The organism is Pseudomonas cichorii (assembly GCF_019719005.1).
GTDB lineage: Bacteria > Pseudomonadota > Gammaproteobacteria > Pseudomonadales > Pseudomonadaceae > Aquipseudomonas > Aquipseudomonas cichorii_E.
The window spans coordinates 108,612-133,448 of sequence record NZ_JAIGPJ010000006.1 but is presented as its reverse complement, the minus strand read 5'-3'; the positions used below and the strand labels follow the sequence as shown (position 1 = coordinate 133,448).

20 protein-coding genes are annotated in these 24,837 nt (G+C 57.8%); 1 reads left to right on the top strand and 19 read right to left on the bottom strand.

Features of this window, described 5'->3' with window-relative positions:
• From tssK to K5D32_RS07435, 19 genes are all read right to left on the bottom strand, one after another.
• The gene (tssK, locus tag K5D32_RS07525) at window positions 1-1,332 is read right to left on the bottom strand and encodes a type VI secretion system baseplate subunit TssK (protein ID WP_200992231.1); all 1,332 of its coding nucleotides are present in this window, start codon (window positions 1,330-1,332) and stop codon (window positions 1-3) included.
• A 2-nt stretch (window positions 1,333-1,334) separates the two neighbouring features.
• Window positions 1,335-1,835, bottom strand: coding sequence for a type VI secretion system lipoprotein TssJ (tssJ, locus tag K5D32_RS07520; RefSeq protein WP_198726456.1), 501 nt, complete (start codon window positions 1,833-1,835; stop codon window positions 1,335-1,337).
• 5 nt (window positions 1,836-1,840) lie between these two features.
• On the bottom strand, window positions 1,841-3,037 hold the full coding sequence (tagH, locus tag K5D32_RS07515) for a type VI secretion system-associated FHA domain protein TagH (protein WP_221593298.1): 1,197 nt from the start codon (window positions 3,035-3,037) through the stop codon (window positions 1,841-1,843).
• A gap of 17 nt (window positions 3,038-3,054) precedes the next feature.
• Complete coding sequence (locus tag K5D32_RS07510; protein WP_025260177.1) at window positions 3,055-3,195, bottom strand: hypothetical protein; 141 nt, start codon at window positions 3,193-3,195, stop codon at window positions 3,055-3,057.
• Between the two features lie 87 nt (window positions 3,196-3,282).
• Entirely contained in the window at window positions 3,283-4,800 is a 1,518-nt protein-coding gene (locus tag K5D32_RS07505) for a sigma-54-dependent Fis family transcriptional regulator (protein ID WP_221599643.1), read from the bottom strand.
• 10 nt (window positions 4,801-4,810) lie between these two features.
• Entirely contained in the window at window positions 4,811-7,465 is a 2,655-nt protein-coding gene (gene tssH / locus K5D32_RS07500) for a type VI secretion system ATPase TssH (RefSeq protein ID WP_221576207.1), read from the bottom strand.
• Window positions 7,466-7,478: 13 nt separating this feature from the next.
• Entirely contained in the window at window positions 7,479-8,486 is a 1,008-nt protein-coding gene (gene tssG, locus K5D32_RS07495) for a type VI secretion system baseplate subunit TssG (RefSeq protein ID WP_221576208.1), read from the bottom strand.
• Window positions 8,450-10,237, bottom strand: a complete 1,788-nt coding sequence (tssF, locus tag K5D32_RS07490; protein ID WP_221599641.1) for a type VI secretion system baseplate subunit TssF — start codon at window positions 10,235-10,237, stop codon at window positions 8,450-8,452. Before tssF ends, tssG begins: the two co-directional genes overlap by 37 nt.
• Before the next feature lie 204 nt (window positions 10,238-10,441).
• Window positions 10,442-10,861, bottom strand: a complete 420-nt coding sequence (locus K5D32_RS07485; protein ID WP_221599639.1) for a hypothetical protein — start codon at window positions 10,859-10,861, stop codon at window positions 10,442-10,444.
• A 49-nt stretch (window positions 10,862-10,910) separates the two neighbouring features.
• Window positions 10,911-11,843, bottom strand: a complete 933-nt coding sequence (locus K5D32_RS07480) for a DUF6402 family protein (RefSeq protein WP_221599637.1) — start codon at window positions 11,841-11,843, stop codon at window positions 10,911-10,913.
• A gap of 36 nt (window positions 11,844-11,879) precedes the next feature.
• Entirely contained in the window at window positions 11,880-12,404 is a 525-nt protein-coding gene (locus K5D32_RS07475) for a PAAR domain-containing protein (RefSeq protein WP_221599635.1), read from the bottom strand.
• Window positions 12,405-12,414: 10 nt separating this feature from the next.
• The gene (tssE, locus tag K5D32_RS07470) at window positions 12,415-12,822 is read right to left on the bottom strand and encodes a type VI secretion system baseplate subunit TssE (protein ID WP_025260184.1); all 408 of its coding nucleotides are present in this window, start codon (window positions 12,820-12,822) and stop codon (window positions 12,415-12,417) included.
• A gap of 10 nt (window positions 12,823-12,832) precedes the next feature.
• The gene (gene tssC, locus K5D32_RS07465; protein WP_025260185.1) at window positions 12,833-14,308 is read right to left on the bottom strand and encodes a type VI secretion system contractile sheath large subunit; all 1,476 of its coding nucleotides are present in this window, start codon (window positions 14,306-14,308) and stop codon (window positions 12,833-12,835) included.
• Window positions 14,309-14,336: 28 nt separating this feature from the next.
• Window positions 14,337-14,840, bottom strand: a complete 504-nt coding sequence (tssB, locus tag K5D32_RS07460; RefSeq protein WP_198726432.1) for a type VI secretion system contractile sheath small subunit — start codon at window positions 14,838-14,840, stop codon at window positions 14,337-14,339.
• 32 nt (window positions 14,841-14,872) lie between these two features.
• Entirely contained in the window at window positions 14,873-16,429 is a 1,557-nt protein-coding gene (gene tssA / locus K5D32_RS07455; RefSeq protein ID WP_221599633.1) for a type VI secretion system protein TssA, read from the bottom strand.
• 653 nt (window positions 16,430-17,082) lie between these two features.
• Window positions 17,083-18,087: an SMP-30/gluconolactonase/LRE family protein gene (locus K5D32_RS07450; protein ID WP_221576212.1), complete on the bottom strand. Its 1,005-nt coding sequence runs from the start codon at window positions 18,085-18,087 to the stop codon at window positions 17,083-17,085.
• 73 nt (window positions 18,088-18,160) lie between these two features.
• The gene (locus K5D32_RS07445; RefSeq protein ID WP_311775774.1) at window positions 18,161-19,657 is read right to left on the bottom strand and encodes an MFS transporter; all 1,497 of its coding nucleotides are present in this window, start codon (window positions 19,655-19,657) and stop codon (window positions 18,161-18,163) included.
• A gap of 50 nt (window positions 19,658-19,707) precedes the next feature.
• Window positions 19,708-22,818, bottom strand: coding sequence for an efflux RND transporter permease subunit (locus K5D32_RS07440; RefSeq protein WP_221599631.1), 3,111 nt, complete (start codon window positions 22,816-22,818; stop codon window positions 19,708-19,710).
• Entirely contained in the window at window positions 22,818-23,972 is a 1,155-nt protein-coding gene (locus K5D32_RS07435) for an efflux RND transporter periplasmic adaptor subunit (RefSeq protein WP_221599629.1), read from the bottom strand. The genes K5D32_RS07440 and K5D32_RS07435 overlap by 1 nt, the downstream gene beginning before the upstream one ends.
• A gap of 152 nt (window positions 23,973-24,124) precedes the next feature.
• Here K5D32_RS07435 and K5D32_RS07430 point away from each other — a divergent pair, with 152 nt between their 5' ends.
• The gene (locus K5D32_RS07430; RefSeq protein ID WP_221576215.1) at window positions 24,125-24,826 is read left to right on the top strand and encodes a response regulator; all 702 of its coding nucleotides are present in this window, start codon (window positions 24,125-24,127) and stop codon (window positions 24,824-24,826) included.
• Window positions 24,827-24,837 lie beyond the last annotated feature (11 nt).

Below are 24,837 nucleotides of genomic sequence, written 5' to 3'. Positions count from 1 at the left end.
TCAGTTCCTTATGGCCCAGAATTTCAGTTCAAGCTCGGCGAATTCGCCGGACACGTGGAACGCGAAGCCGCCGGAGCGCTCGAGTTGTGCCAGGTCTTCGGAACTGAGTTCGAGGATGAAATAGGTTTTGTTGGAGTGGAACGCGATCTGCCGCGGGGCCACCGGCAAGGGTTTGACCTTGATGCCTGGCAGGTGCAGGTTGACCAGTTGGCGGATACGTTCCACCGGGCCGACCTTGAGGTGCGCTGGCAAGCGATGGCGCAGCTCTTCGGAATCACAGTTGGCACTGGCCGCCAGCACGAACGAGGCTGAGCCCAGCAGAGTGTGATCGTGCAGCGGCGATACGATGATGCCGTACTGACGTGCCTGCAGAATCAACTCGATGGCATGCTGCTCCAGCACCATCGACAACACCTGACGGATCGCTTCCATCAGTTTGCGGAAGCTCGCACCCTGGTCGCTGTGCTGATAACGGCTGTCCAGGCGTGGGCGTTTGCTGTCGCTGGAAAAGGTCGCCAGATCGCCAAGCATGGTCAGCAGCGTGCGGTACAGCTCTTCCGGGTGAACCTGCTCCAGGCCCAGATAGTGACGCAGCAACAGTTCGGTGCGGTTGATCAGTTGCAGCATCATGAAGTCGCCGACTTCAGCGCCGCCCACTTTGCCGTTGGAGCGAATCCGGTCGGCGATGGTGTCGCCCCGGTGGCTGAGCATGCTGATGACTTCCTTCAGGCATGACAGTAGGTAGCTGGAAGCGTGTGCCTGAATGTAGGTCGGTACAAAGTCAGGGTCGAGGCTGATCACGCCGTCCGGCGTCGTATCGAGCACTTCGCAGATCTTCAGCTTCACGTAGGCCTGATCGCTCTGCTGTTCGCCGAGCAACAGCTTGAAGTCGGGACGACCACAGCTGACCTGGCTTGAGGAGTCGTCGCCTGCATTGGAGTCGGCCACTTCGGCTTCGTACGCGGTATAGCGTGCCAGCACGTCAGACTGCTCCGGGCGGCGAGCCTCGATGTGATTGCCGGTCACCAGCGGCAGTGCCAGATAGACTGGTGTATTACCGGTATTGGGCGGCACGTCGAGAGCCAGCGGCTCCGTGTTGCCACCCAGCTCGAACAGGCTGCCGTCCGGCAGAATCCCCGAGGCCTGACTGACCACCAGTTTGCCCATGTTGAGGAACTGCAGGTCGATGTCCAGATTGAGGAAGCCCCAGGTGTAGCTGCCCAGCAGCTTGGTGCGGGTCTTCATCTGGTGATCGTAGTAGCGATCGTTGTGCTGGAAGTGCTGCGGACGCAGCAACATGCCTTCCTGCCAAATGACTTTATGAGAGTTCATGGTCAGTCGACTGCCTTGGCGAGGGATTCATTGGTGTTGCGAATACCGTTCTGATCAAGAACCAGTTCGGCATCGGTGAGTGCCAGCGGAGTAACTTGCAGCGTGTAGCGCCATCTGGTTTCCGGCAGGTCGCGGTAGGCCGCAAGGACACCGACGTAACGGCTACCCTCTCCCACAGTCAGCTTGAGTTCGACGGTTTCACCCGGACGCAGCTCCAGCTCTTCGCTGGTCACCATGTCCGGCGCCAGGGACTCCTTGGCGCGCTCATAAAGGCTGAAGAAGTCAGCATTTTCGAACGCCACAGGGTGCTTGAGCTCGAACAGGCGTACCACGATCGGTGACGGACGGCCGTTGAGGTCCGGGTTCAAACGATCACTGGCCGTCAGCTTCAGGTTGAGCTTGGTGAGATGGGAGTACGGCGAGAGCGTTGAGCAGCCGGCCAGCAGCACCAGGGCGGTCAGCGCAGCCAGCGTTTTAGAGAAAGCAGTCATACGGCGAGACATGCGCATCATCCTTGGTGATCGGTGTGGAGGGTGGAAATCAGGCGAATCTGCTCTTCATAGGCCTGGGCGAAATCGCGGGCCATCAAACGCTCGCTCCAGTCATCATCCTGACGCAGCGCCTGGTGATAACGCCCGTAAGCTCTCCAGCGACTGCCGGACGTGGCAATCAGCGGTTTGTTGTCGCGTTCGAAACGCAGGGTGAGCTGTTGCGGCGAGAAGTGTTCCAGAGTGCCTCGAACGGCGGCGCGGCTGGCGGTCAGCAGAGCCACCTGATGCGCCTGCAGATCACGGAATGCGCGGGATATCGCCTGCTCGGCCGGCAACTGCCCAGGCTTGCCTGGCTGCAACAGAATGCCCAGTGCTTCACGGGTATCGACGGCAAACTTCAACGGGTTCTTCTGACTGCCCTGAACCGTGGTCTGCGCCAGGCGCAATTCGTTTTTCAGCTCGCTGCGGGTACGCAGGCTCTGTTGCAGACCGCCGATGCTTTGCTTGAGCAAACGGGCTGCATTGAGCGCCAGTGCCTCTTTGGCATCGTGATCGAGATCCTTGAGGTCAACCCCCAGAGCCACAGCAAACTTGTCCCAGAAAGCATCGGACTGACGCTCGACCGGTGGCGGTGCGGGCGCGGGTTCAGGCTTTTTCGCAACCTCGACCAGTTCCGGCACCAACAGGCTTTCCATATCGATGCGGGCATAGTCGGCACGCTGCCGTCCATCATCGATAGCAGTGTTCGGGGAGATCAGTTCCTCGATTTCCGAATAGACACGCTCCTGCTGGTCAAGGGCGTTCAGCGGGTCCAGGTCGAGGAAAGCATCGTCAGGGATGATGCTGCCTGCCGCTTGTGGGCGACCGACTTCCACGTCGAAAGTGGCCGGGTCACGAACCAGCCGCGCACGAATCTCGAAGTCACCCAGGACATACACACTGCCGTGCTCGATACGTACGGCTTCACCCTTGCGCAGACGCGCGCCGTTGGCGCTGTCCTGAATACCGTTACTGCTGGTATCGGTCAGGAAAAACGTTCCCTCGCGATAGCTGATCAGCGCGTGATGGTTGGACAAATGACGCTTGCGGTCCGGGATAATCCAGTCGCAGTCCTCTCCCCGACCAATCACGCCACCAGCCTGCTTGAAGGTCTTCTGGCACAACTCCGTGGGCACGAACTGCTTGGTGTTAAGCATTTCGAAAACCAGTTCCATGATGATGCTCCTTGCGGTCACTTGCCGCGATTGACCGCCTGAGGATCACCCAATGGGCGATAGGTGTTGTCGTTGAATTTGTAATTGCCGCTGCAACCGCCAAGGCCGCATAGAACGACAAGTGTCAGCAGGAAGGCTTGCCAGTGACGAACAGACATCAGAGGGTCTCCAGGAGTAAGCACAAAGCGCCGGACCTTTCGGAGGGCGCTGTTAGAAGCGGATGAATTGAAAAAGAGTGTTGTTGCCTACCCATTGAAATCACCCAGATTGATATTCAGGCGCTCAAGGCGGTAAAGCAGCGTGCGCCTCGGCAAGCCGAGTTCACGCGCGGAAAGAGTCTGGTTGCCATCGTTCTTGCGCAGGCAATCGAGGAGCATGCAGCGTTCTACCTGTTCCAGGCGCTCGCGCAGATTGAGGCTGCTGTCCAGAGGGATGGCTTCTGTGCGCAGGGAAAAGTGCTCGGCCAGCAACTCACCGCCCTCGCACAGCAGCACGGCACGTTCGACCAGGCCTTTGAGCTCGCGAACGTTGCCGGGGAATGCATAGCTGGACAGGTGAGCCAGTGCCGAATCCGACCAGCGCAACGGGTCACGCTGCAGGAACGTACAGGTCTTGTCGGCAAAGTGCCGAGCCAGGTCGACAATGTCGCCTTCGCGCTGACGCAAGGCCGGCAGTTCGATAGGAAACTGCGCAAGGCGGTAGTACAAGTCCTCGCGGAATGTGCCTTCACTGACCATCACCGACAGGTCCCGGTGCGTGGCGGCAATGATGCGAACGTCGATCTTGTGAGTCTCGTTGGAACCCAGCGGCCGAATCTCGCCTTCCTGCAGGACGCGCAGCAGCTTGGCTTGCAGGGCCAATGGCATGTCGCCGATTTCGTCGAGCAACAGGGTGCCGCCATTGGCTGCGTCGAAAAGCCCTTCACGGTCAAAGTCAGCACCGGTGAATGCGCCCTTGCGATAGCCGAACAGCTCGCTTTCGAGCAGGTTTTCAGGGAACGCCGCACAGTTCTGCACGATGAATGCCTTCGAGTGGCGCGGTCCGAAGTCATGAATCGCCCGTGCGACCACCTCCTTGCCGGTACCCGTCTCGCCGCGCAACAGCACGGTATAAGGGCTGTGCAGGACTTTGCTGATCATCGAATAGGTACGGCGCATGCTTGCGCTTTTGCCGATCAGGCCGTAATCGCTGGCATTGGGCACGCGGGCCGATGCAACGGGCAGCTCATCCGTGGGCTGGCGCAGGCGCTGCATCAGATGCAACTGGCCAAGTACAAACGAGCCAAGCTGCCCGAGTGAGTCGGCAAAACCTTGCAGGTCGACATGCCGACGGCTCGCGCACAACAACACGCCTTCGACGGCCCCCTGATGGGTGACCATGGGCACACACAGCAGCGACTGCCATGGCGTGGCCTGTGCCGGCAGGAAGCTGGTTTCATGCAAGCTGCCGCTCAGTTCACTGAGGAACAACACGCGATTCTGGCTCAGGGCGAACTGCAGCAACTGTTCGTCGCTGTAATCCACCGGCAAGCTCGCCGCTTCCCGGGGTTGCAGGATGCCATCAAGGCACTCGGCATTCATGCCAAGGCAGGTGTTGGTGGCATCCAGCAGGTAGAGCTGAGTCAGCTCGCAACCGCTGAGTCCGGCCAGCCCGCGCACAAAGCCACCCAGCAGATCGGCACCGCAGGCCGCCCGCGACAGTTCAGCGTACTGCGCAAGCAACGCTTCGGCATAGGCCAGTGGCTGAGGCACCTGAGTGAACATCACACCCACCTCAGGCGAACTCGCACGTCACACTGGCGTTGCCGTCAAGCGTGGCGTGAACTCGCTTGAGGCTTTCACCCGTGGCCATGGCATCCAAAAGGCGGTCGGCCACCAGCGGCAGAACGTGCTGGTCCAGCAAGTGATCGATCAGGCGCGCACCGCTTTCGCTCTGGGTGCAACGCTCGGACAGGTGATCCACAAGGTTCTGGCACCAGGTGAATTCCAGCTGGCGACGGTTCAGGCGCTCGCCCAGGCGGCCGAGTTTGATCTCGATCAGCTCGCGCAGCACCGGACCGCCGACCGGGTAATACGGCACCACGCGCATACGGGCCAGCAGCGCCGGTTTGAAATGCTTGCTGAGGACCGGGCGAATGGTTTCTTCCAGCACTTCGGCAGACGGACGCTCGCCGTTTTCGCACAGTTCGGCGATACGGTCGCTGCCCAGGTTCGAGGTCATCAGGATCAGGGTATTGCGGAAGTCGATCTCGCGCCCTTCCCCGTCGTTGGCCACGCCCTTGTCGAAGATCTGGTAAAACAGGTTGAGCACGTCAGGGTCAGCCTTCTCGACTTCATCGAGCAGCACCACGGAATAAGGCTTCTGGCGCACGGCTTCAGTGAGCATGCCGCCTTCGCCGTAGCCCACATAGCCCGGTGGTGCGCCGATCAGGCGAGAAACAGTGTGTTTCTCCTGGAATTCGGACATGTTGATGGTGGTGATGAAGCGGTCACCGCCGTACAGCAGATCTGCCAGGGCCAGCGCGGTTTCGGTCTTGCCGACACCGCTCGGACCGACCAGCAGGAACACGCCCACCGGTGCGTCCGGCTTGTTCAGGCCCGCAGCCGTGGCGCGCATCGAACGATCAAGCGCATGTACGGCCTGTTCCTGACCACGAATGCGGGTACGCAGGTCGACAGCGAAACTCGCGACCTTGGCATTGTGCTCACGGGCCAGTTGCGACAGCGGCACGCCGGTCCAGGCGCTGATCACTTCGGCCACCAGACGCGGGCAGACTTCGAAGCTGACCAGACGCTCCTTGGTCTGGGCGGCGGTCAAGGCGCTATGGGTCTGGTTCAACTCGGCTTCCAGCGTCTCGACACTCAGGGCTTCGTCGGCTTCATTGCTCAGGGTTTCGATGACCGTGCCTTCGGCGTCTTCTTCGACACTGATGGTCGGTTCGACCGCTGCGGCTTCACGGGCCTTGGCCAGTTGCTGACGCAGTTCCAGCAGACGCTCGGCCAGCTGCTTCTGTTCGGTCCACTGGCTTTCCAGAGCGGTCATTTCGCTTTGGGCTTCCTCCAGTCGGGCCTCCAGTGCATCAAGGGCTTCATGGTCGATCAGCAGACCGGCTTCGGCATCACGGCGCAGCGCCTGACGCTGGCGGCCTCCTTCGGCCAGCTCGCCACGCAGGCGCTCAAGGCTCTCAGGAGCCGCGGCCAGGCTGATACGCACACGGGCGCATGCGGTATCGAGAACATCGACAGCCTTGTCCGGCAACTGGCGGCCTGCCAGATAACGGGCAGACAACTCGGCAGCACACACCACGGCGTCATCGCGCAGGTAGATACCGTGGCTCTTCTCGTAAACCTGAGCCAGGCCACGCAGGATAGTCACGGCTTCGCTGACAGTCGGTTCGTGCAGTTGCACCGGCTGGAAACGACGGGCCAGGGCCGGGTCTTTTTCAAAGTACTTCTTGTACTCCGCCCAGGTGGTGGCGGCGATGGTGCGCAACTCGCCACGGGCCAGTGCCGGCTTGAGCAGGTTGGCGGCATCGGAGCCACCGGCATTGCCGCCTGCGCCAATCAGCGTGTGGGCTTCGTCGATGAACAGGATGATGGGCTTTGGCGAGGCTTTGACTTCGTCGATCACACCTTTGAGGCGTCGTTCGAACTCGCCCTTGACGCTGGCACCGGCCTGCAACAGGCCCATGTCCAGGGACAGAAGCTCTACGCCCTTGAGAACTTGTGGCACTTCACCGGCGGCGATGCGCGAAGCCAGACCTTCGACAATGGCGGTTTTACCCACACCGGCTTCACCGACCACAATCGGGTTGTTCTTGCGGCGACGGGCCAGAATATCGACCATCTGACGGATAGCGCCGTCACGGCACAGCACCGGATCAAGTTTGCCGTCACGAGCCTGTTGGGTCAGGTTGTGGGTGAAGCGCTCCAGCAGCGACTCGCCCTGCACGGCGGGTTTGCCGCTGGCAGGTTGTTCTTTCTGGGACAGCGCGAACTCTTTCAGACGTTCAACATTCAACTTGGCCAGCAAGGGTTGGTAGCGGCTACCGGCATAGCGCATCGGGTTGCGCAGCAGTGCGAGGATCAGTGCGGCCTGCTCGACCTGGCTTTGGCCCAGTTCAAGGTTCGCAACCAGCAGCGCATCCTGCAGCCATTGCACCAGCTCCGGCGCGAACACCGGGTTGCGCGAAGCACTGTGTTCGACCCGCGACTGCAAGGCAGCGCTCAGTTCACCGGCATCCACTTCGGCATCCTGCAAAGCGCGCGCGAGCAAGCCTTGGGGACGTTCCAGCAGGCCCAGCAACAAGTCTTCGACGAGGATTTTGCTACCGCCACGGGCAACGCAGCGCTCGGCCGAACGTTCCAGATCACGACGGGTTTCGGCGTCCAGTGCCTGAATGAGTTGTTGCAGGTCTACGTTGATCATGGGTCATCTGTCCTTAATGAGTTTTGCTGCCCAGGGTTACCACACCGTCCGCTTTTTCGCGGCCGAGCCAACTGGTCCATCCCAGGCGACAGGCGTTTTGTTCACCGATGCGCAGTTCGCGTATTTCTTCCTGGCGCAGTACCAGGCGAATGTCGTAATCAAGCGGGTCACGCAAGGTGAACCGCACCAGCGCGCACAGCGGCTGGTAGCCGAAACCGATTGGCAGGAACTCGTGAAAGCGCTGCCAGTCGAGCTCGCGAATGTGAATGCGGAACTTGCCGCTGCGGTCGCGTACATGTTCACCCAGCACCAGGTCTTCCCCGAGCATGCTGTTGGCGCGGCCCAGACGATTGCGCTGCTCGTCGAGAATTTCCACCCGGCGCTCGATGCACTGCTCGATGGTCAGTTCAGCGTGTTTGAAGTAGTAACGCAGCACCGCTTCGATCAGCGCCGCCGAGTGTGCACGCAGGCTGAGCAAGCCCAGATACGGCAGCAAGCGCTTCCAGTTCAGTTCCTTGGCGCGCCGGATCTCTTCACCACCAAGGCCGATCAGGGCGAAAAGATGCGAAGAAAACGCATCGACCGCGCCGCTCTCGAAACTGGCGCGATAGCGGTATTTTTTCCAGATCGGCAGCATCAGCCGTTGCAGGCGATGGTGAAACAGATCGAGGAAATTGCGGGTCGGGTTGCCGTCCTCGCTGTCGCCCAGCGCCTGTTCGCCATAAAACGCAGGCAGCGGCGAACCGGAACCCACCAGACCGATCAGGTTGAAACGCATGCGCGCACGCATCTGCCCGTGCTCTTCGAAAAACTCCACGCGATCGACGTCACTGCCAGGGAAACCCAGGCTCGGGTTGGCCTGGAATTCCAGCTGGTCGTACAGGTCGTCCTCGCTCAGGTACGGGTGCGCCTCGCGCAGCCGGTCGATGACCAGCAGCACGGCCTGAAACAGCGAGTACTCTCGTATACTTCGGGCCAGCCCGCTTAAAGCAGGGGCTGAAGGCCCATACGTGGTGTCCATTGGTACACCTCTCCCTGTGTGCTTTTTACCCGCAGCTCATGGTACGAATTGAGACTGGCGTAAAGCGCGAAAAACTCGTTGAGAACCGAAGCGAACACGAACAGGTCGCCTTCGCCGATATACCCTTCCGGGTCGATGGTCAGTTCGGTGCGCAGACCGCGTACCGGCAGACCACGGTGCAACCGGTCCACGTGTTGATGCTTGATCGACTTGAGCCCGCCCAGCAGGCGTTTGCTGACCTTTTCCGCGTGCTGGTCGTAGTAGCGCGGCAGGTCGTAGGTTTCCAGAATCACCTTCAGTGCATTGACGTCGGCAAGGGACAGATAGTTAAGCGACATGTTGCTGATCAGCTTCCACAGGAAGTCTCGGTTCAGCGGCGGCGCAAAACTCGACGTGGCCAGGGTGATATTGCGAAAACTCAGGAACTCCGGCGTCTCTTCACAGGCCACGCAGATATCGCCGAGCTTGAGCTTGAGCGGCAGGTTCTGGTTGGTACACATCAGCTCGATGGACAGGGTTTCGTGAGCCTCGGTATGACGAATACCGAAGCTCAGGTAAGTGTCCAGGCCATGATGCAGCAAGGATGAACGCTGGCGGATGCTGTAGTGCGGACGGCTGTTGGGCACGTCGAAGCTCGGGTCATGTTCGAAAGACTCGAACGGCACGTATTCCTGATAACCAAGGCCACCGGGCTTCCAACCGGTCACGGTTTCCACCGAGAACACACCACAGTTTTCCAGATCGTATTCCGCTGGCAGCAACAGGTACTCGTCCTGTTTGCCATCGAGACGGATCGGCAGCGCATCGTGCTTGAACAGGTTGACGATGGGCGTGCAGAACAGCTTCACGTTATCCAGGGTCGGGCGCAGGCGCTGGATGCCGCTTTTACGAATATCGAAGCGCAGCTCCAGGCCACGCATCTGCTTGAGGGTGTCTTGCGGCAGCGCTTTGAGAATATCCAGGCCGTTGACGTCGACGAACAGGAACTTGTCCTGAAAGGCGAAGTATTCCTGCAGGTAGCGATAGCCGCGGAAGGTGTTCAGCGGATACGGGATCAGCGCCTCTTCCTCGGCAAAACCCACCGGCTGCACGCGGTCGCCCGGTATCTTGAACGCCATCGGAATGTCGTTGACGCCATTGATAGGCTTTCCGGCTCCGTCCAGAGGAATCAACTCAATGCCTTCCAGATTGCGCAACAGGCTGAGGTAAAGCATCTGGCTGATATAGCGCTCACCGGCGAAGTGCAGGCGCAGACGGCTCAATTCCAGTTCGCCCAGATGGCCATCAGCACTCATCTCCAGGCGCAGGCTCAACAGCGAACCATCTCCCTTCACCGAGTAATTCAGTGCCGCCAGATCCAGCGCCAGCACCTCGGTCGGGTAGCAGGTACGGAAACGGCAACGCACGTCATTTTTTGGCACGCTTTCAACGGGCGTATCACGCTCGACATTCAACGCAGGCCCCGAACGCTTGAGCGGATCGAACTGCAAAATGCTGAATGCAGGCAGCGGGCGCATGTAGTTCGGCCACAGCAACTGCATCAGCGAATGGCTGAGCTCCGGCAATTCGTCATCGAGCTTCTGGCGCAGACGCCCGGTCAGGAAAGCAAAACCTTCCAGCAACCGCTCCACATCCGGATCACGCCCGGTCTGCCCCAGAAAAGGCGCCAACGCCGGGCTACGCTCGGCGAAACGGCGGCCCAACTGACGCAGTGCGGTGAGTTCGCTTTGGTAGTAGTGGTTAAAGGACACGGGTTACCTGCCTGGTAGGAGAGCTTATGAAGGAGCGGTCCTGTGGATTGCATTCCACGTTTATCTGGATCATTGGAAAACACCTGCGAACAGATTCAACTGCCACAGACAATATCGAGCTAGACAAACTCTCACCGCTGAACAAATCCCTATTGGCAATAATGCTCAGGTCACTCATAGCGCACCCTATCCTGGACATATCGGTCAGTTTTCTAGATGGATATAATGGGTATTGCTGATGAATACATTCAGCCAACTTTCTTTCCATTGCGGCATGGAAATAGTGAACGTTTTTTCTTGCCGATCAAAATCAATCCAGGAAATACCCACTTCTTTTTCATTTTCAAAAGCACGCATATCCAGTGACTGCGTATCATATAAAGGCGTTCGATAGACCTTGCCCGGTTCCTGAGTATCAATAACCCTTAAGTACCCCATACCACCCAGCATGAAGATCCGCCCAACACGCACATTCTCCATGACATAACGACCCGAGGGACTGACCTGAGTCGAGCTGGCAGGGTATCCAAGCATGGCATTCACGCAATAAATCAAAAGCGCACAGGTAATCATCAGCAAAGCGCCGAGCAACCACTTCCACTTATCCCTAATTAATCGCATCATTGTTCCACACCAAGAAATTTCGGTCGCCCAAGCGAACTAAAACTACCTATCACTTACTCAAGACATCTATAACTGCCAAAGGTACGGTTTGATACAGCACATCAGAAAAAACCTGAAAATCCCCGCCCTTTTTAAACTGCGTTCGATATTTAACAAAATGAGAGTTTGTTATATAAAAATAACGCGCTTCGTCTAACTCCTTGTACATTTTCTGAGAGTCCTGTGGATCCAGAAATGGATTCGACGCTATATTGGCCTTCGCTTGTTGGGCGCTGATATTGGCAGCATTTGCAATAGCTGGATTGGCAATTCCGTCGAAATTCCAATACCCAAGCGGCTGGCTGAAGCTGTCGTCAGGGGAGTCATTGAAGTCATAGGAATCCTCAACATAAAACCCGATACGATCGACCAGCAACTGTATACCCTTATCCGAAATGACGACATTACCTTCCGGAAATACGCGCATATTAAAATTAGCCAGCGCAGCCCTGAGCTCATCCGTCTTTTCAATCAGACCAAACTTAACGGCACGACTATTGCTATACCCGAACGCCTCAACATCCCTTGCTTTCCCGTCGAACCTTACCGGGTATGTTCCAGGCGCCTTGCTCAGAAGTTTAGGCCCCATTTTGTTGCGCATGTTTTTCTGTGCAGCAGGATTATTCCAGGCAGACTTCAATTCTTGAACGACTGCCTTTGCCGGTTCAAACTGCATCACCCAGTTCATTGTCACGATGGAGTCTTCTACATACGGATCTTTTGCAAGAACAGTATGGTCCTTCACCTCAGGACTCATTGCGCCATCGGCCGTAGGCCAGGGATTACCCTTGAACCAGTGCCGCATCAGATTTGCAGCCACAGGCCATTTCATTTTATCCATTGCAGCAGGAATATCGGTAATCTTGAATTGACGAACAACAGCAGATTTGCCTACCTGATTACTGGCCGGAGTCAGATTTGAAGCTACTTTTGTATCCGCCATATCACAACTCCTTACGTGCAATATTCCTGAGCAACATTAACCAATGACGACTTCAGACTGTTGTTCAATAATCAATTCGTATGCTTCAGCCTCCGAGGAGGAAACTATTTGGGTCTTTCCGTCAGCCCCCGTAACCCCATTGATTATTTTTCCAGAAGCTGTTTTGAAGCTGTATGCAACCCCTGCAAGAGGCTTACCGGTGTCTTGGCAATTGATCACATAGTGCTCGTTAAAAGGCCACTTGATCTCCACCGGCAACGGCGGCACAAACGGCGCCGGCGTATGCGAATTCCCGATAATCACCGTCCCGGACCCGGCCGTCACAATATTGCCATGACTACCCACCGAACCCACGGTCGCAGCCGGTTTGCCGTTGATCAGAACGGTTGTTGCAAGATCACCCACCAACGCACCGCCACAGGCCGAGGCATCGCCTTGGCGGGCGGCCGGGAGGCCATCGAAGAAGACGTCGCCGGAACCGGCGGCAATCGGGTTGGTGCCGTGGCCGGAGACAGGGCAAGCCGTCGGGTCGGATACGCGTGCTGCGGGTTTACCGGACATCGGAGTCTCCTTAGTTGACCTTCACTTGACCGCTACCATCCAGGCGCGCGGCGAAACTGACCTGGCGCTTGAAACCATCAACTTCCAGCAGGCCTTCGATACTGAAGGACAGGCGAAGCTGATCGTTGTCACGCGGCAGGGAAATGACACGCACGTTGCTCAGGCGCGGCTCATAGGCTTCGATGAAGCTTTCGATGGCCAGGCGTGCCTGACTCAGGGAATCGTGCAGGCTCAGGCGCATGTCATTGAGATCGGGTAACCCGTAATCGGACAGCGTTTGCACGCTGCCCGCACGGGTGCTGAGCATCTTGGCCAGATGGGCAGCCACGGACGACATGGCGGAAACCTCGCGGCTCCATCCGACGCGTTGATCCGCGTCGCCATTCAGGCGTTCGAAAAGGCTGCCGTATCCAGTCATGAGTTGCTCCTTACTCTTTGTCCAGCTTGCCAACCAGCGACAGGGTGAAATCGGCCCCCATGTACTTGAAGTGCGGACGCACGTTCAGGCTGACGCGGTACCAGCCCGGCTCCCCTTCTACATCGCTGACGATGATCTGGGCAGCGCGCAGCGGGCGACGGCCACGCACTTCGGCGCTCGGGTTTTCCTGGTCGGCCACGTACTGGCGGATCCACTTGTTGAGTTCCAGCTCGAGGTCGGTGCGCTCTTTCCACGAACCGAGTTGCTCGCGCTGCAGCACTTTCAGGTAGTGAGCCAGGCGGTTGACGATCATCATGTACGGCAGTTGGGTGCCGAGCTTGTAGTTCAGCTCTGCTGCCTTGCCTTCTGCGCTGATGCCGAAGAACTTCGGCTTCTGCACCGAGCTTGCGGAGAAGAACGCCGCGTTGTCGGAGCCTTTGCGCATGGTCAGGGAGATGAAGCCTTCCTCGGCCAGTTCGTATTCACGACGGTCGCTGACCAGTACCTCGGTAGGAATCTTGGTTTCGATTTCGCCCATGCTTTCGAAATGGTGCAACGGCAGGTCTTCAACAGCACCACCGCTCTGCGGGCCGATGATGTTCGGGCACCAGCGGAACTTGGCGAAACTGTCGGTCAGCTTGGTGCCGAACGCGTAGGCCGTGTTGCCCCACAGGTAGTGCTCGTGGCTGTTGGCGACGGTTTCCTTGTACACGAACGATTTGACCGGGTTTTCTTCCGGATCGTACGGGTTGCGCAGCAGGAAGCGCGGCACGGTCAGGCCAACGTAACGGGAGTCTTCCGACTCACGGAAGCTCTGCCATTTGGCGAATTGCGGGCCTTCGAAGTGATCTTTCAGATCCTTGAGGTCCGGCAGACCGGTGAAGCTTTCCAGGCCGAAGAATTTCGGGCCGGCAGCGGCAATGAACGGCGCGTGGGACATGCAGGCTACGCTGGACACGTACTGCATCAGTTTCACGTCCGGGGAGCTTGGGGACATGTAGTAGTTGGCGATGATCGCGCCAACCGGTTGTCCACCGAACTGACCGTATTCAGCGGTGTAGATGTGCTTGTACAGACCCGACTGCATCACTTCCGGCGAATCTTCGAAGTCATCCAGCAGGTCGTCCTTGGAGACGTTGAGGATTTCGATCTTGATGTTTTCACGGAAATTGGTGCGATCGACCAGCAATTGCAGACCACGCCAGGACGATTCCAGGGACTGGAAGTCAGGGTGGTGCAGAATTTCGTCCATCTGACGGCTGAGCTTGGCATCGATCTCGGCGATCATGCGGTCAACCATGGCCTTCTTGACCGGCTCACCGTTGTTCTGCGGCTTGAGCAGTTCTTCGATGAAGGCGGATACGCCGCGCTTGGCGATGTCGTAGGCTTCGTCGTCCGGTGTCAGGCGGGTTTCGGCAATGATGCTGTCGAGAATGCTGTATTCGCCGCTCTCGTTGCTCTTTTGCTGTGCTGCGCTAGTGCTCATTGTGTTGGCTTCCTTGACTGATAGAGGCTCAGGCTTTCGGGGCTTCGGCGTTCAGACCCAGCTCACCGAGTACGCGACCGCGGGATTCGTCGTCGGCGAGAACGCCTTCGATGGCTTTGCGGAACGCAGGCGCGTTACCCAGCGGACCTTTGAGGGCCACCAGCGCGTCGCGCAGTTCCATCAGTTTTTTCAACTCGGGCACTTGCTCGACCAGACTGGCCGGGTTGAAGTCCTTCATCGAGTTGACGCGCAGCTTCACGGCCAGCTCTTCATTGTCGCTTTCTTCCTGAAGGCGGTTCGGCACGCTCAATGTCAGACTCAGCTCTTGCTTTGCCAGCACTTCGTCAAACGTCATTTTGTCGATGCTGATCGGCTTGCGATCTTCGATCTTGCGTTCGTCCTTGCGGTGCGTGTAATCACCGATTGCAAGTAGCTTCAACGGCAGTTCGATCTCTTCCTGTGCACCACCGGTGGCAGGTTTGAAAGTGACGTTGATGCGTTCCTTGGGGGCTACCGAGCCTTCTTTGGCCATGGCTTTTCTCCTTGCGGTTGTGGCCCTGGGGCCTATTCGAGTACCACTTCGAGGTCGAGGTGGCACAGCCTGCGATAAATCTCTTCCTTGCGTTCACGCACTGCATGGTTCTGCGGCAACAACTCGTAGCAGCTATGCAGTAAATGCAGCACTTCCAGCGCAAGATCGGGCTCCCAGGCGTTCAGGCCTGAGTCCTGTAATGTTTGGTCGAGTGTTTCGAGCTGAGTCCTGGCCAGTTCGTATTTCTTGGCCATGAAGCACAGCCGCGCGAGTGCGAACTGCCAGAAAAACTTTACCCGTCCGCCGTTGGCGCTCTGCAAGCCCTGCTTGAGAATCTGCACGGCAGCCTTGAGGCCTTCCTTGCGTAGAACCGGCATGACCTCTTCGAGGGCCTGTTCCCAGGCCGGCTGGGTGTCGGCAACTTCAACTTTGCGCGGCGCACTGGCAGTCTGCAGGTGCGGCATGACATGGGCGCTGATCCAGGCGCGGGTATTCGGATCGGCAAACGGTGCGCCGTCGTGGAAACGCAATTCGATGATGCCGGGCAGGCGCTGGATCAACAGCGCAAAGTGGATTTCCACTTCGCGCATGGCCAGTTCGGCGTTCAGGGCTTGCAAACATTCCCAGACCATCCGCTGACCATCGAACCAGAATGGCGCCTTCGTCAGGCTGGCCTCCAGCTCTACCAGCAGGTCGGCATATTTGCCCTGGTCGTAACGATCCTGATAAGCCTTGAGTTTGTCTGCCGGCAGCCCGCGCAGCGCGGTGATCTGCTCGGCATTGCGCTCAGGAACAGCATCGATAGGCAGCCACAGCAGCGTGCGGCTGAGGCGCAAGGCACGCAGGTCACTGGCTTTCTGCTTGAGCCACCAGGCGCACAGCGGACGTGCGTTTTCCTGTTGGGCACGCAGGGCCTTGTGCGCCTCCTTCTCGTTGTCGATCGGCGCACCGGGCGTGAATAACTGGGTAGCGGCCTGCTTGACCTGAGCAACCGCTGCACCCACCACGCCAGGTTCCGGCTGGTTGTCGGCAGCGCGCTGGACCATGCTTTTAAGGCGGCGGGAAAGTGGCAACAGCAGTGGAGCATCATCGCCCAGATGTTTGGTGCACGCATTGTCGAGACCTTCAAGGTGCTCGACCAGACGGCGGAACAGAGGCAGTTGCTCTTTGATGGCAACGTTTTCGTTCAACACCTGCTCAAGGCGTGACACCAGCCAGCTGATGCCAGCGGCACGAGTACGAGCCTTGCTCGGGAAAACCTCGGGCCAGTGATTCTCGCAAAGATGGTGTAAAAGCCCGAGACCTGCCAACAGCCCCTGGAAGGATTCACGCTGATAAAGGGACCAGGTCAGCCAGGCGCCTACGCGCAAATCCTTGGACTGGGTACGAAGGAGAGCTTCACTGTTTTCGCGAATTTTCAGCCAGTCGATCTGACCGCTTTCGTGCATGGATTGGGCTTTATTCAGCTCGCTTTCCAGAGCCTCATACTCGCTTGAAAAGCGAACGTCCTCTCCCGCAAAGCTTTCGGCGCAAACCGGTGCCTTTGCGAGTTCGAGGTAATGAGCTGAAAGCTTACTTGAGTAGGACATCCATGACCTTCAATTACGATCACATCCAATATGGCCATTACAAGTGCAATGGCATAAGACAGCGCGAAGTGGTAGCGAACCCCTGGTTTAATTGGGAATCCCACCTTCTGAGGCCGTGGATCTTACTCACGGTGATGGCCACTAGCAAGTACTTAAACAGCAAGACGAAACTTCTTTATCTTTTGTAGGGATTTTCTTAAATCGCGAGAACTAATGATACCAGGCTGATGTCACACATCTCTGCCTCAGTGCGGCCCACACGGGATGGAACCCCATCCGGCACATCGCAACGGACGACATATCCATCCAGGCGAACCACTCTCTGCAAGGATGAGAACCATCATATAAGATGATGGCAATTAGCAATCATCTATATATCAACAGCGCCTACCACTAACTCTTGCGATTATTATTTTTATGCACGGGAACTAATGATATCAATATGATGTCGCAAGCATCCTGGCACTTGGCAATATGCAAACAAACATGTGCCGTAGTTATGACTGAATGTCATGACCAGATGAATACATACAAGTGACAGGTAATGAAAAGACCATCCTCAGGGTTACCCGGAGATGTCTAGGGGTATTTCCCCATTGCTGTGCATACATACACAGCAATGGAGAAAAGAAAGGCTTGATGACGAACCCGGGTTACTCCTGACTCCCTCCAACCAGCGTCTGCACTCTCAATACCTTGTTACCTGCCGTCACGTAAGCCCAGCGCTGTGAGCCCGCAGAGCAGAATGCAAGGTTGCCGGTATCCTCTGCAGCCACCTGCAATTTCCCCAGCAGTTCGCCTTTTGGCGAGAACACCTGGACACCTTCTTTGCTGCTGCTCCAGACATTGCCTTTGCTGTCGACCTTGAGGCCGTCGGGGATACCCGGAGTGATTTCGGTAAATGTCCGGCCATTGCTCAGTGCGCCCTTGTGTACCTGATAGACCATGATCTTGTGGGCCAGCTTCGGGTTCTTGAAGTCGTGGGCCAATTGGGAGTCGGCGACGTAGAGCTGGCTTTGATCAGGCGAAAAGGCCAGGCCATTGGGTGAATGAAGGCCTGGTGTCTTGAGGCGCGTCAGCTCCTTGAGCTGCGGGTTATAGCGATACAGGTACTCGCCGCCCTGCTCCGGCTTACCTCCGTAACTCTCTGCCTTGTTCAAAACGCCAAAGGTCGGATCGCTGAACCAGATATGGCCGCTCTTGTCGACGATGACATCATTCGGACTGTTCAGGCGCTTACCCCTGTATCTCTCGACCAGGGTTTGCCATTTGCCGTCCTTTTCCTGACGCACGATTGCCCGTTCGCCATGGGAGGCTGCAACCACGCGACCCTCGGCATCCAGTGCCCGCCCATTCTGATAGTGGGCAGGATCCAGCAAGGTCGTGACGCCGCTTTTCTCGTCCCAGCTCATGACCTTGTTCGCCTTGACGTCACTCCAGAGCAGGCGCCCATCTGGCAGGCACAGCGGACCTTCTGCCCACTTGGCTCCGTCGGTGAGCAGTTCCACCTTCGCATCGGGCTCGACAAGCGTGGAAAACGAAGGGCTGGTAGCAACCACCGTTATGGGCGAAGCCGCATCCGCGGCCATGATCTGGCTGGTTGCCAGGAGTGAGCTGCCCAATAGCAACAGGGACGCTTTCTTTCGTAATTGCCGCATATTCCGTCCTTATATGAAGATACGTACGAAGCTGGTTTGACGGTAATCGGCGGCCGAAGTTTATTCCCGATGTCTATTGGCTTCGTAACAGCTTCCAGACGGCGATGCTCACCAGACCGATCAAGGCGCAAGCCGCGAGCAGAACCAGGCTGTGTGATGAGCTGAAAGCCTGCTGACCGGCCAGAACGAGTTGCTGCGCCTGATGCCCGCCCAGCGCCCTGGCAGCCATCATCGTTTCGCCGATCGAGCGCCCTGCTGTTTCGGCGATATTCAAGGGCAGGTCACCGGGCAGACGGATCGATCTTTCATAGCTGGACGTCAGAATGATTCCGAACACCGTAATACCCAGCCCTGAGCCAAGATCATAACTTGTCGCCTCCAGAGCCCCGGCCGAGCCGGCTTTCTCGACTGGCGTATTGCTCATGATGGCGACTGAAGAAGCGGTCATACCAACGCTGAGTGCCAGTCCGAGTGTCGCCAGGATGAAAATGACCATCACACCGTTGCTGCCCAGGTCTGCAAGCGCCAGCCCCAACAACGATGCGGCAGAAACCAATAGAGAAAAGCTCGCCACCCGTCTCAACCCGGTCACCTGAAGAATCATGCCTGCCAGTGGCCCGCCGACAGCGGAGCCGATCATCAGAGGCAACATGAAAATACCAGCCTCCAGAGGCGTTTGCCCGAGCACGAATTGCAGCTCCTGAGCGAGCATCAACTCAACCCCGGCAAGCGCTCCCATGACCACCAGCGACATGACAACACCTGCGCTGATCGCCGGAACAGAAAACAGGCTCAAGTCGAGCATCGGGTCGGGCGAGCGCAGTTGCTTGCGTGCAAACCAGCACAGCATCAGGATGCCGAATGCTAGGAAGAGAATCGTCATCAACAGGGAACTGCCTGTCCTGAAGCCGGATTTCAGGCCATATACCGTTGCCATGATGCCGAGGATAAGAATCAGGGCCTGGCCTATGGGCCACTTTCCGTTACTGCCTGCCGATAGCAGACGCATCGGGATATAGGCCCTCACCAGAGGCATGACAACAAGCATCACCGGCACGTTTATCAGGAATACCGCGCCCCACCAGAAATGTTCGAGCAGCGCCCCGCCAGCAAGCGGCCCCAGGGCAGCTCCTGCGGAAGCGACTGCACCCCAGATGCCCAGCGCCATAGCCCGCTCGCCTTCATCATCGAACGTCTGGCGAACGATGGCCAGGGTGCATGGCATGACCATGGCAGCACCAAAAGCCATGAACGCACGCGCCCCGATCAGGGCCTCGGCACTCGGAGCAAATGCCGCAAGAACCGACCCCGTACAAAAGATGCCAAGCCCCAGCAGCAACATGCGCCGATGACCGACTCTGTCGGCGAGTGTCCCCATGGGGATCAACAGGCTGGCCATCAGCAGCGGATAGATATCGATGATCCACAGGACCTCGGTGCCGGTTGCCTGCAAGGCAATGGAAAGCGAGGGGACCGCCACGTGAAGAATGGTCAGATCCAGTACGATCGGCAGAAAAGCCATCATGACCGCCAGCAATACCAGCCAGCGGTTTAAAGTTCTACCTGACAAGACAGCTCATCCTTTTCAATGCAGCACCACGAAAGCACTTGGGCAACCCTTTATTCTTCACCAGCCGAGACACGCTGTGCTCTTTCACGCAGCCCCATGATCAGGACGAAAAACACCGGCACGAAAAGCACGGCCAGCGTTGCCGTGAACATGCCGCCCATGACGCCGGTCCCGATGGCCTGCTGGCCGGCCGAGCTGGCCCCCGAGGCAAACGCCAGTGGCACAACCCCGAAAATGAACGCCAGTGATGTCATCACGATGGGCCGCAGACGCAGACGAGCCGCCTGGATACTGGCCTCGACCCTGCCCATACCTTGAGCATGAAGACTCGTCGCGAACTCAATGATCAGGATGGCATTCTTTGCCGAGAGTCCGATGATGGTGATCAGCCCGACCTTGAAGAACACATCATTGGGCATGCCGCGCAAGGTAACAGCCAGCACCGCGCCGATAATCCCGAGAGGCACCACCATCAAGACTGCCGCAGGAATCGCCCAGCTTTCATAGAGCGCCGCCAGACACAGAAACACCACCAGCATCGACAGCCCTAGCAGCAGCGGCACCTGGCCGCCGGATATGCGTTCCTGCAAGGAAAGCCCCGTCCACTGTAGGGCAAACCCTGATGGCAGCCCCGAAGCCAGACGCTCCATTTCCTCCATCGCATCACCGGTGCTGTGCCCCTGCGCGGGCTCGCCGGACAGACTGATCGCCGAGTAACCGTTGTAACGCGTCAGTTGTGCTGGCCCTTTCGTCCACTTGATAGTGGCGAATGCGGAAACAGGCACCATGCGACCCTGACGGTTTTTGACTTCCAGGCGCAACAGGTCTTCAACCTGCTGCCGACGATCTCCCTCGCTTTGCACGATCACCTGCTGCATGCGGCCAAGATTCGGGAAGTCATTGACGTAAGCTGAACCCAGTGAGGTCGACAGCACGCTGGCGATATCCGAGAACGAAACACCCATGGCGTGGGCCTGCAAGCGATCCACGTCAATATTGATTTGCGGGGTTTGCGCCAGAGAGGCTTCGCGTACGTTTTGCAGGATCGGGCTGTCGCCTGCTCGACGCAACAACTCGTCACGAGCCTGTCGCATCGCGTCATACCCTTGTGAACTGCGATCCTGCAACCAGACCTCGAAGCCGCCCGATGTTCCAAGACCTTCAACGGGTGGAGGCAACAGGCTGAAGACCATGGCGTCCTTGAGACCTGAAAACACGGCGGTTGCCCGGTCGGCAATGGATTGCGCGGACTCCTGAGCCGTTCGCTCGGACCAGTCTTTCAGCGTGGTAAAGGCAAGCGCAGCATTCTGCCCGCTACCGGAAAAGCTGAAGCCGAGAATCATCACGGTATTGGTAATACCGGGCTCCCGGGTGTTGTGTGCTTCGATCTGCCTGGCCACTTCAATGGTGCGTTGCTGGCTGGCACCTGGCGGCAATTGAATATCGGTGATGGTATAACCCTGATCCTCCATTGGCAGGAACGATGACGGCAGACGGGCAAACAGCAGCCCCATGATGCCTGTCAGCAATAGAAAGATGCCCATGTAGAGTCCAATGCGCCCTACTGCCTTGCTCACCAGATTTTCGTAGCCCTGACTGGCTTGCTCGAAGCGCCGGTTGAACCAGCCGAAAAATCCTTTCTTTTCGTGATGCGCGTTTGCAGGTATCGGCTTGAGCATGGTGGCACACAGAGCCGGTGTCAGGCTCAGGGCCAGAAACGCCGAAAACACAATGGCAACGGCCATGGAAATCGAAAACTGCTGATAGATCACCCCCACCGAGCCCGACATGAAGGCCATTGGAATGACGACCGCTGTCAGCACCAGGGTTATACCGATGATGGCGCTGCTGATTTCCTCCATGGCTTTGCACGTCGCTTCTCTGGGTGAAAGCCCTTCCTGGGCCATCAGTCTTTCGACGTTTTCCACCACCACAATGGCATCGTCTACCAGGATGCCGATTGCCAGCACCATGCCGAACAGTGTCAGCACGTTGATCGAGAAGCCGAGCACATACATCACGGCAAAGGTGCCCATCAGGGCGACAGGCACCACAAGGGCCGGGATCAGGGTGTAGCGGATATTCTGCAGGAACACGAACATCACGATGAACACCAGCACCATGGCTTCGATCAGGGTGTGAATGACTTTGGTGATCGATACCTTCACAAAAGGAGACGTATCGTAAGGAATGTCGTATTTCACACCCGCAGGAAAGTAGCGCGAGAGTTCATCGAGCTTTTGCTGCACCAGGGTCGCGGTGCTCATTGCGTTGGCTGCCGGCGCCAGTTGTACACCGACGGCCACCGATGCTTTCCCATCCAGACGGGTGGCGAAATTGTAGTTCTGGGCGCCGACTTCAACCCGGGCCACATCTCCGATGATGACGGTTGAACCGTTAGTGTTCGACTTGAGCACAATGGCGGCAAACTCCTGAGGCGTGCTCAACTGCCCCTTGACCATGACGGTAGCGGTCAACTCCTGATCCGTGGAGGACGGCAAATCACCAATGCTGCCCGCCGCAACCTGTATGTTTTGCTCGGCAATAGCCTGGCTGACATCAGCCGGAGTCAGATTGAAAGCCACCAGTTTCTGCGGATCGATCCAGATGCGCATGGCACGTTCCGAGCCGAATAACTGGGCCTTGCCCACGCCTTTCAGGCGCTTGAGTTCGTTGATCACGTTGCGCGTCAAATAGTCGCTCAGCGCAATCTCGTCCAGACGACCGTCAGTGGAAGTCAGCGTCGCGATCATCAGGAACCCCGCGGAGATTTCTTCCAGTTGGAGGCCCTGCTGGCTGACCGCACGAGGCAAGCGCGGCTCGATGACTTTCAGACGGTTCTGCACATCGACCTTGGCCAACTCGGGGTTGGTGCCCGGCTGAAAGGTAATGGTCATGGTCGCCGTGCCCTGGCTGCTGCTGGAGCTGAAATACAGCAAATTGTTGACGCCGTTCAGTTCCTGTTCGATCAGGCTCACCACGCTCTCATCGATGCTATTGGCGGACGCGCCAGGGTAAGTGGCCGTCAATTCGAGTTGAGGCGGCGCAACGCTGGGGTACTGGGCCACAGGCAACTTGGGTATCGCCAACAAGCCAGCCAGCACAATGAACAACGCAATGACCCAGGCAAACACCGGCCGGTCGATAAAAAACTGCGCCATTACTTCTGCTCCTGAGCCAGGGCTTGGGTACCCTCTTCTACGGTCACGGCAATACCCGGTTGCACATGTTGCAGCCCGGAAACAATGACCTGGTCACCGGCGTTCAGACCTTTCCTCACGATCCAGCGATTGCCTTGTACGCCTCCCAGCTCAACGCCCCGCTCCAGAACCTTGCCCTCATCCACAATAAGAACCAGAGCCTTGCCTGCCGCATCCCGTTGTACGGCGCGCTGGATAACGGTAATGCCTTGTGCCGTGCGAGCCTGATCAAGCTGTACGCGGATGAAGCTGCCGGGCAGCAGCTCATTTTTGGAGTTGGGAAATTCACTGCGCAGCGTGACCTGACCGGTGCCTTGATCAACCGTCAGGTCGGAAAACAGCAACGTCCCCTTGTGCGGATACGGGCTGCCATCTTCCTGAATGAGTGTCGCGGTGATCTGCCCCGGCTCAAGTTGCTGCAACTCGCCCTGCTGCAACGAGCGACGCAGTTCGCTTATCTGACGGGTGGACTGATTGATGTCGGCATAGATCGGCTGTAACTGCTGGATGGTTGCCAGAGCAGTTGCATCGCCCTGCCCGACCAGTGCGCCTTCGGTAACCAGCGCCTTGCCGATTCGCCCCGAGATGGGCGCAGTGACGGTTGCATAATCGAGGTTGAGCCGGGCGCGCTTGAGCGCAGCACGGGTCGAGGCGACATCGGCCTGGGCCTGCAGGAAGCTGGCGCGAGCGTTTTCGGCGTCCTGACGGCTGACGGCGCTGATCTTTGTCAGCTCGGCATAACGCTCGGCCTGCAGACGAGTCTGATACTCCGTCGCCTGAGCCTTGCGCAAAGCCGCTTCGGCACTTTCGAGATCGGCCTGAAAGGGGGCAGGATCAATGCGAAAAAGCACATCGCCCTGCCTGACATCGGAGCCTTCACGGTAAACCCGCTGCAACACGATCCCGGCGACCCGGGCACGGACCTCGGCGACCCGTGGCGAAACCAGGCGGCCATTGAGTTCAGTGGTGATAATCAGGGGATGCGGCTTGACTGTCTCCACCTTCACTTGAGCCGGCATGTCTGGCTCAGCCGTTGGCTTGCCACAGGCAGTCAGTGCGGCAAGGCAGGCGCACAACAGAAAACGACGTGGATCGAGACGGAATAAAGACGGCATTGTGGCGTTCCCCTGAAGATCACGCCATGCTAGAGACTGCTTCTGGAACGCATGTAAACAAGTGTTGGGAAGATGTTAATAAGTGTTAAGGCTTTGCTCGCATCCGGCAGGCCTTGGTTATGCTGTTCCCCTTTGCACAAATGGCCTGAACAATGCCCAGGATTATGCTGGTCGAAGACGACAGCGCATTGGCGGAGCTGATTGCCAGCTATCTCCAGCGCTTCGAGTACGACGTCACGGTCGTCAACCGGGGTGATCGTGCGCTTGAAGGCATGCACCGTGTGCGTCCCGACCTGGTCATCCTCGATCTCATGCTGCCGGGGCTCGACGGTTTGCATGTCTGCCGACAACTGCGTGACGAAAGTCCTGTTCTTCCCATCATCATGCTCACGGCCCGGGACAAGAACGACGATCAGATTCTCGGCCTGGAAACAGGCGCCGATGACTACGTCGCAAAACCCTGTGACCCTCGCGTGCTTCTGGCGCGAATACGCACACTGTTGCGGCGCAGTCTTTCTACAGAAGCTCGCCACGATGCCCGGCAGATTGTCCTGGGGCGGCTCTTGATCGATCTGGCTGAGCGTCAGGTGAAATGGCGCGATCAGGATGTCGAGCTTTCCTCCGGGGAGTACAACCTGTTGCTGGTGCTTGCCAACCATGCGGGGGAAGTATTGAGTCGCGATCAGTTGATCCAGCAGTTGCGTGGCATCGAATTCAACGGTATCGACCGCTCGGTCGATGTCGCCATTTCCAAGTTGCGTCGCAAGTTTGAAGACAATCCAGCCGAGCCTCGCAGAATAAAGACAGTCTGGGGCAAGGGTTACCTGCTTAGCCGCTCGGAGTGGGACGAGTAGCAGCCCCGGTC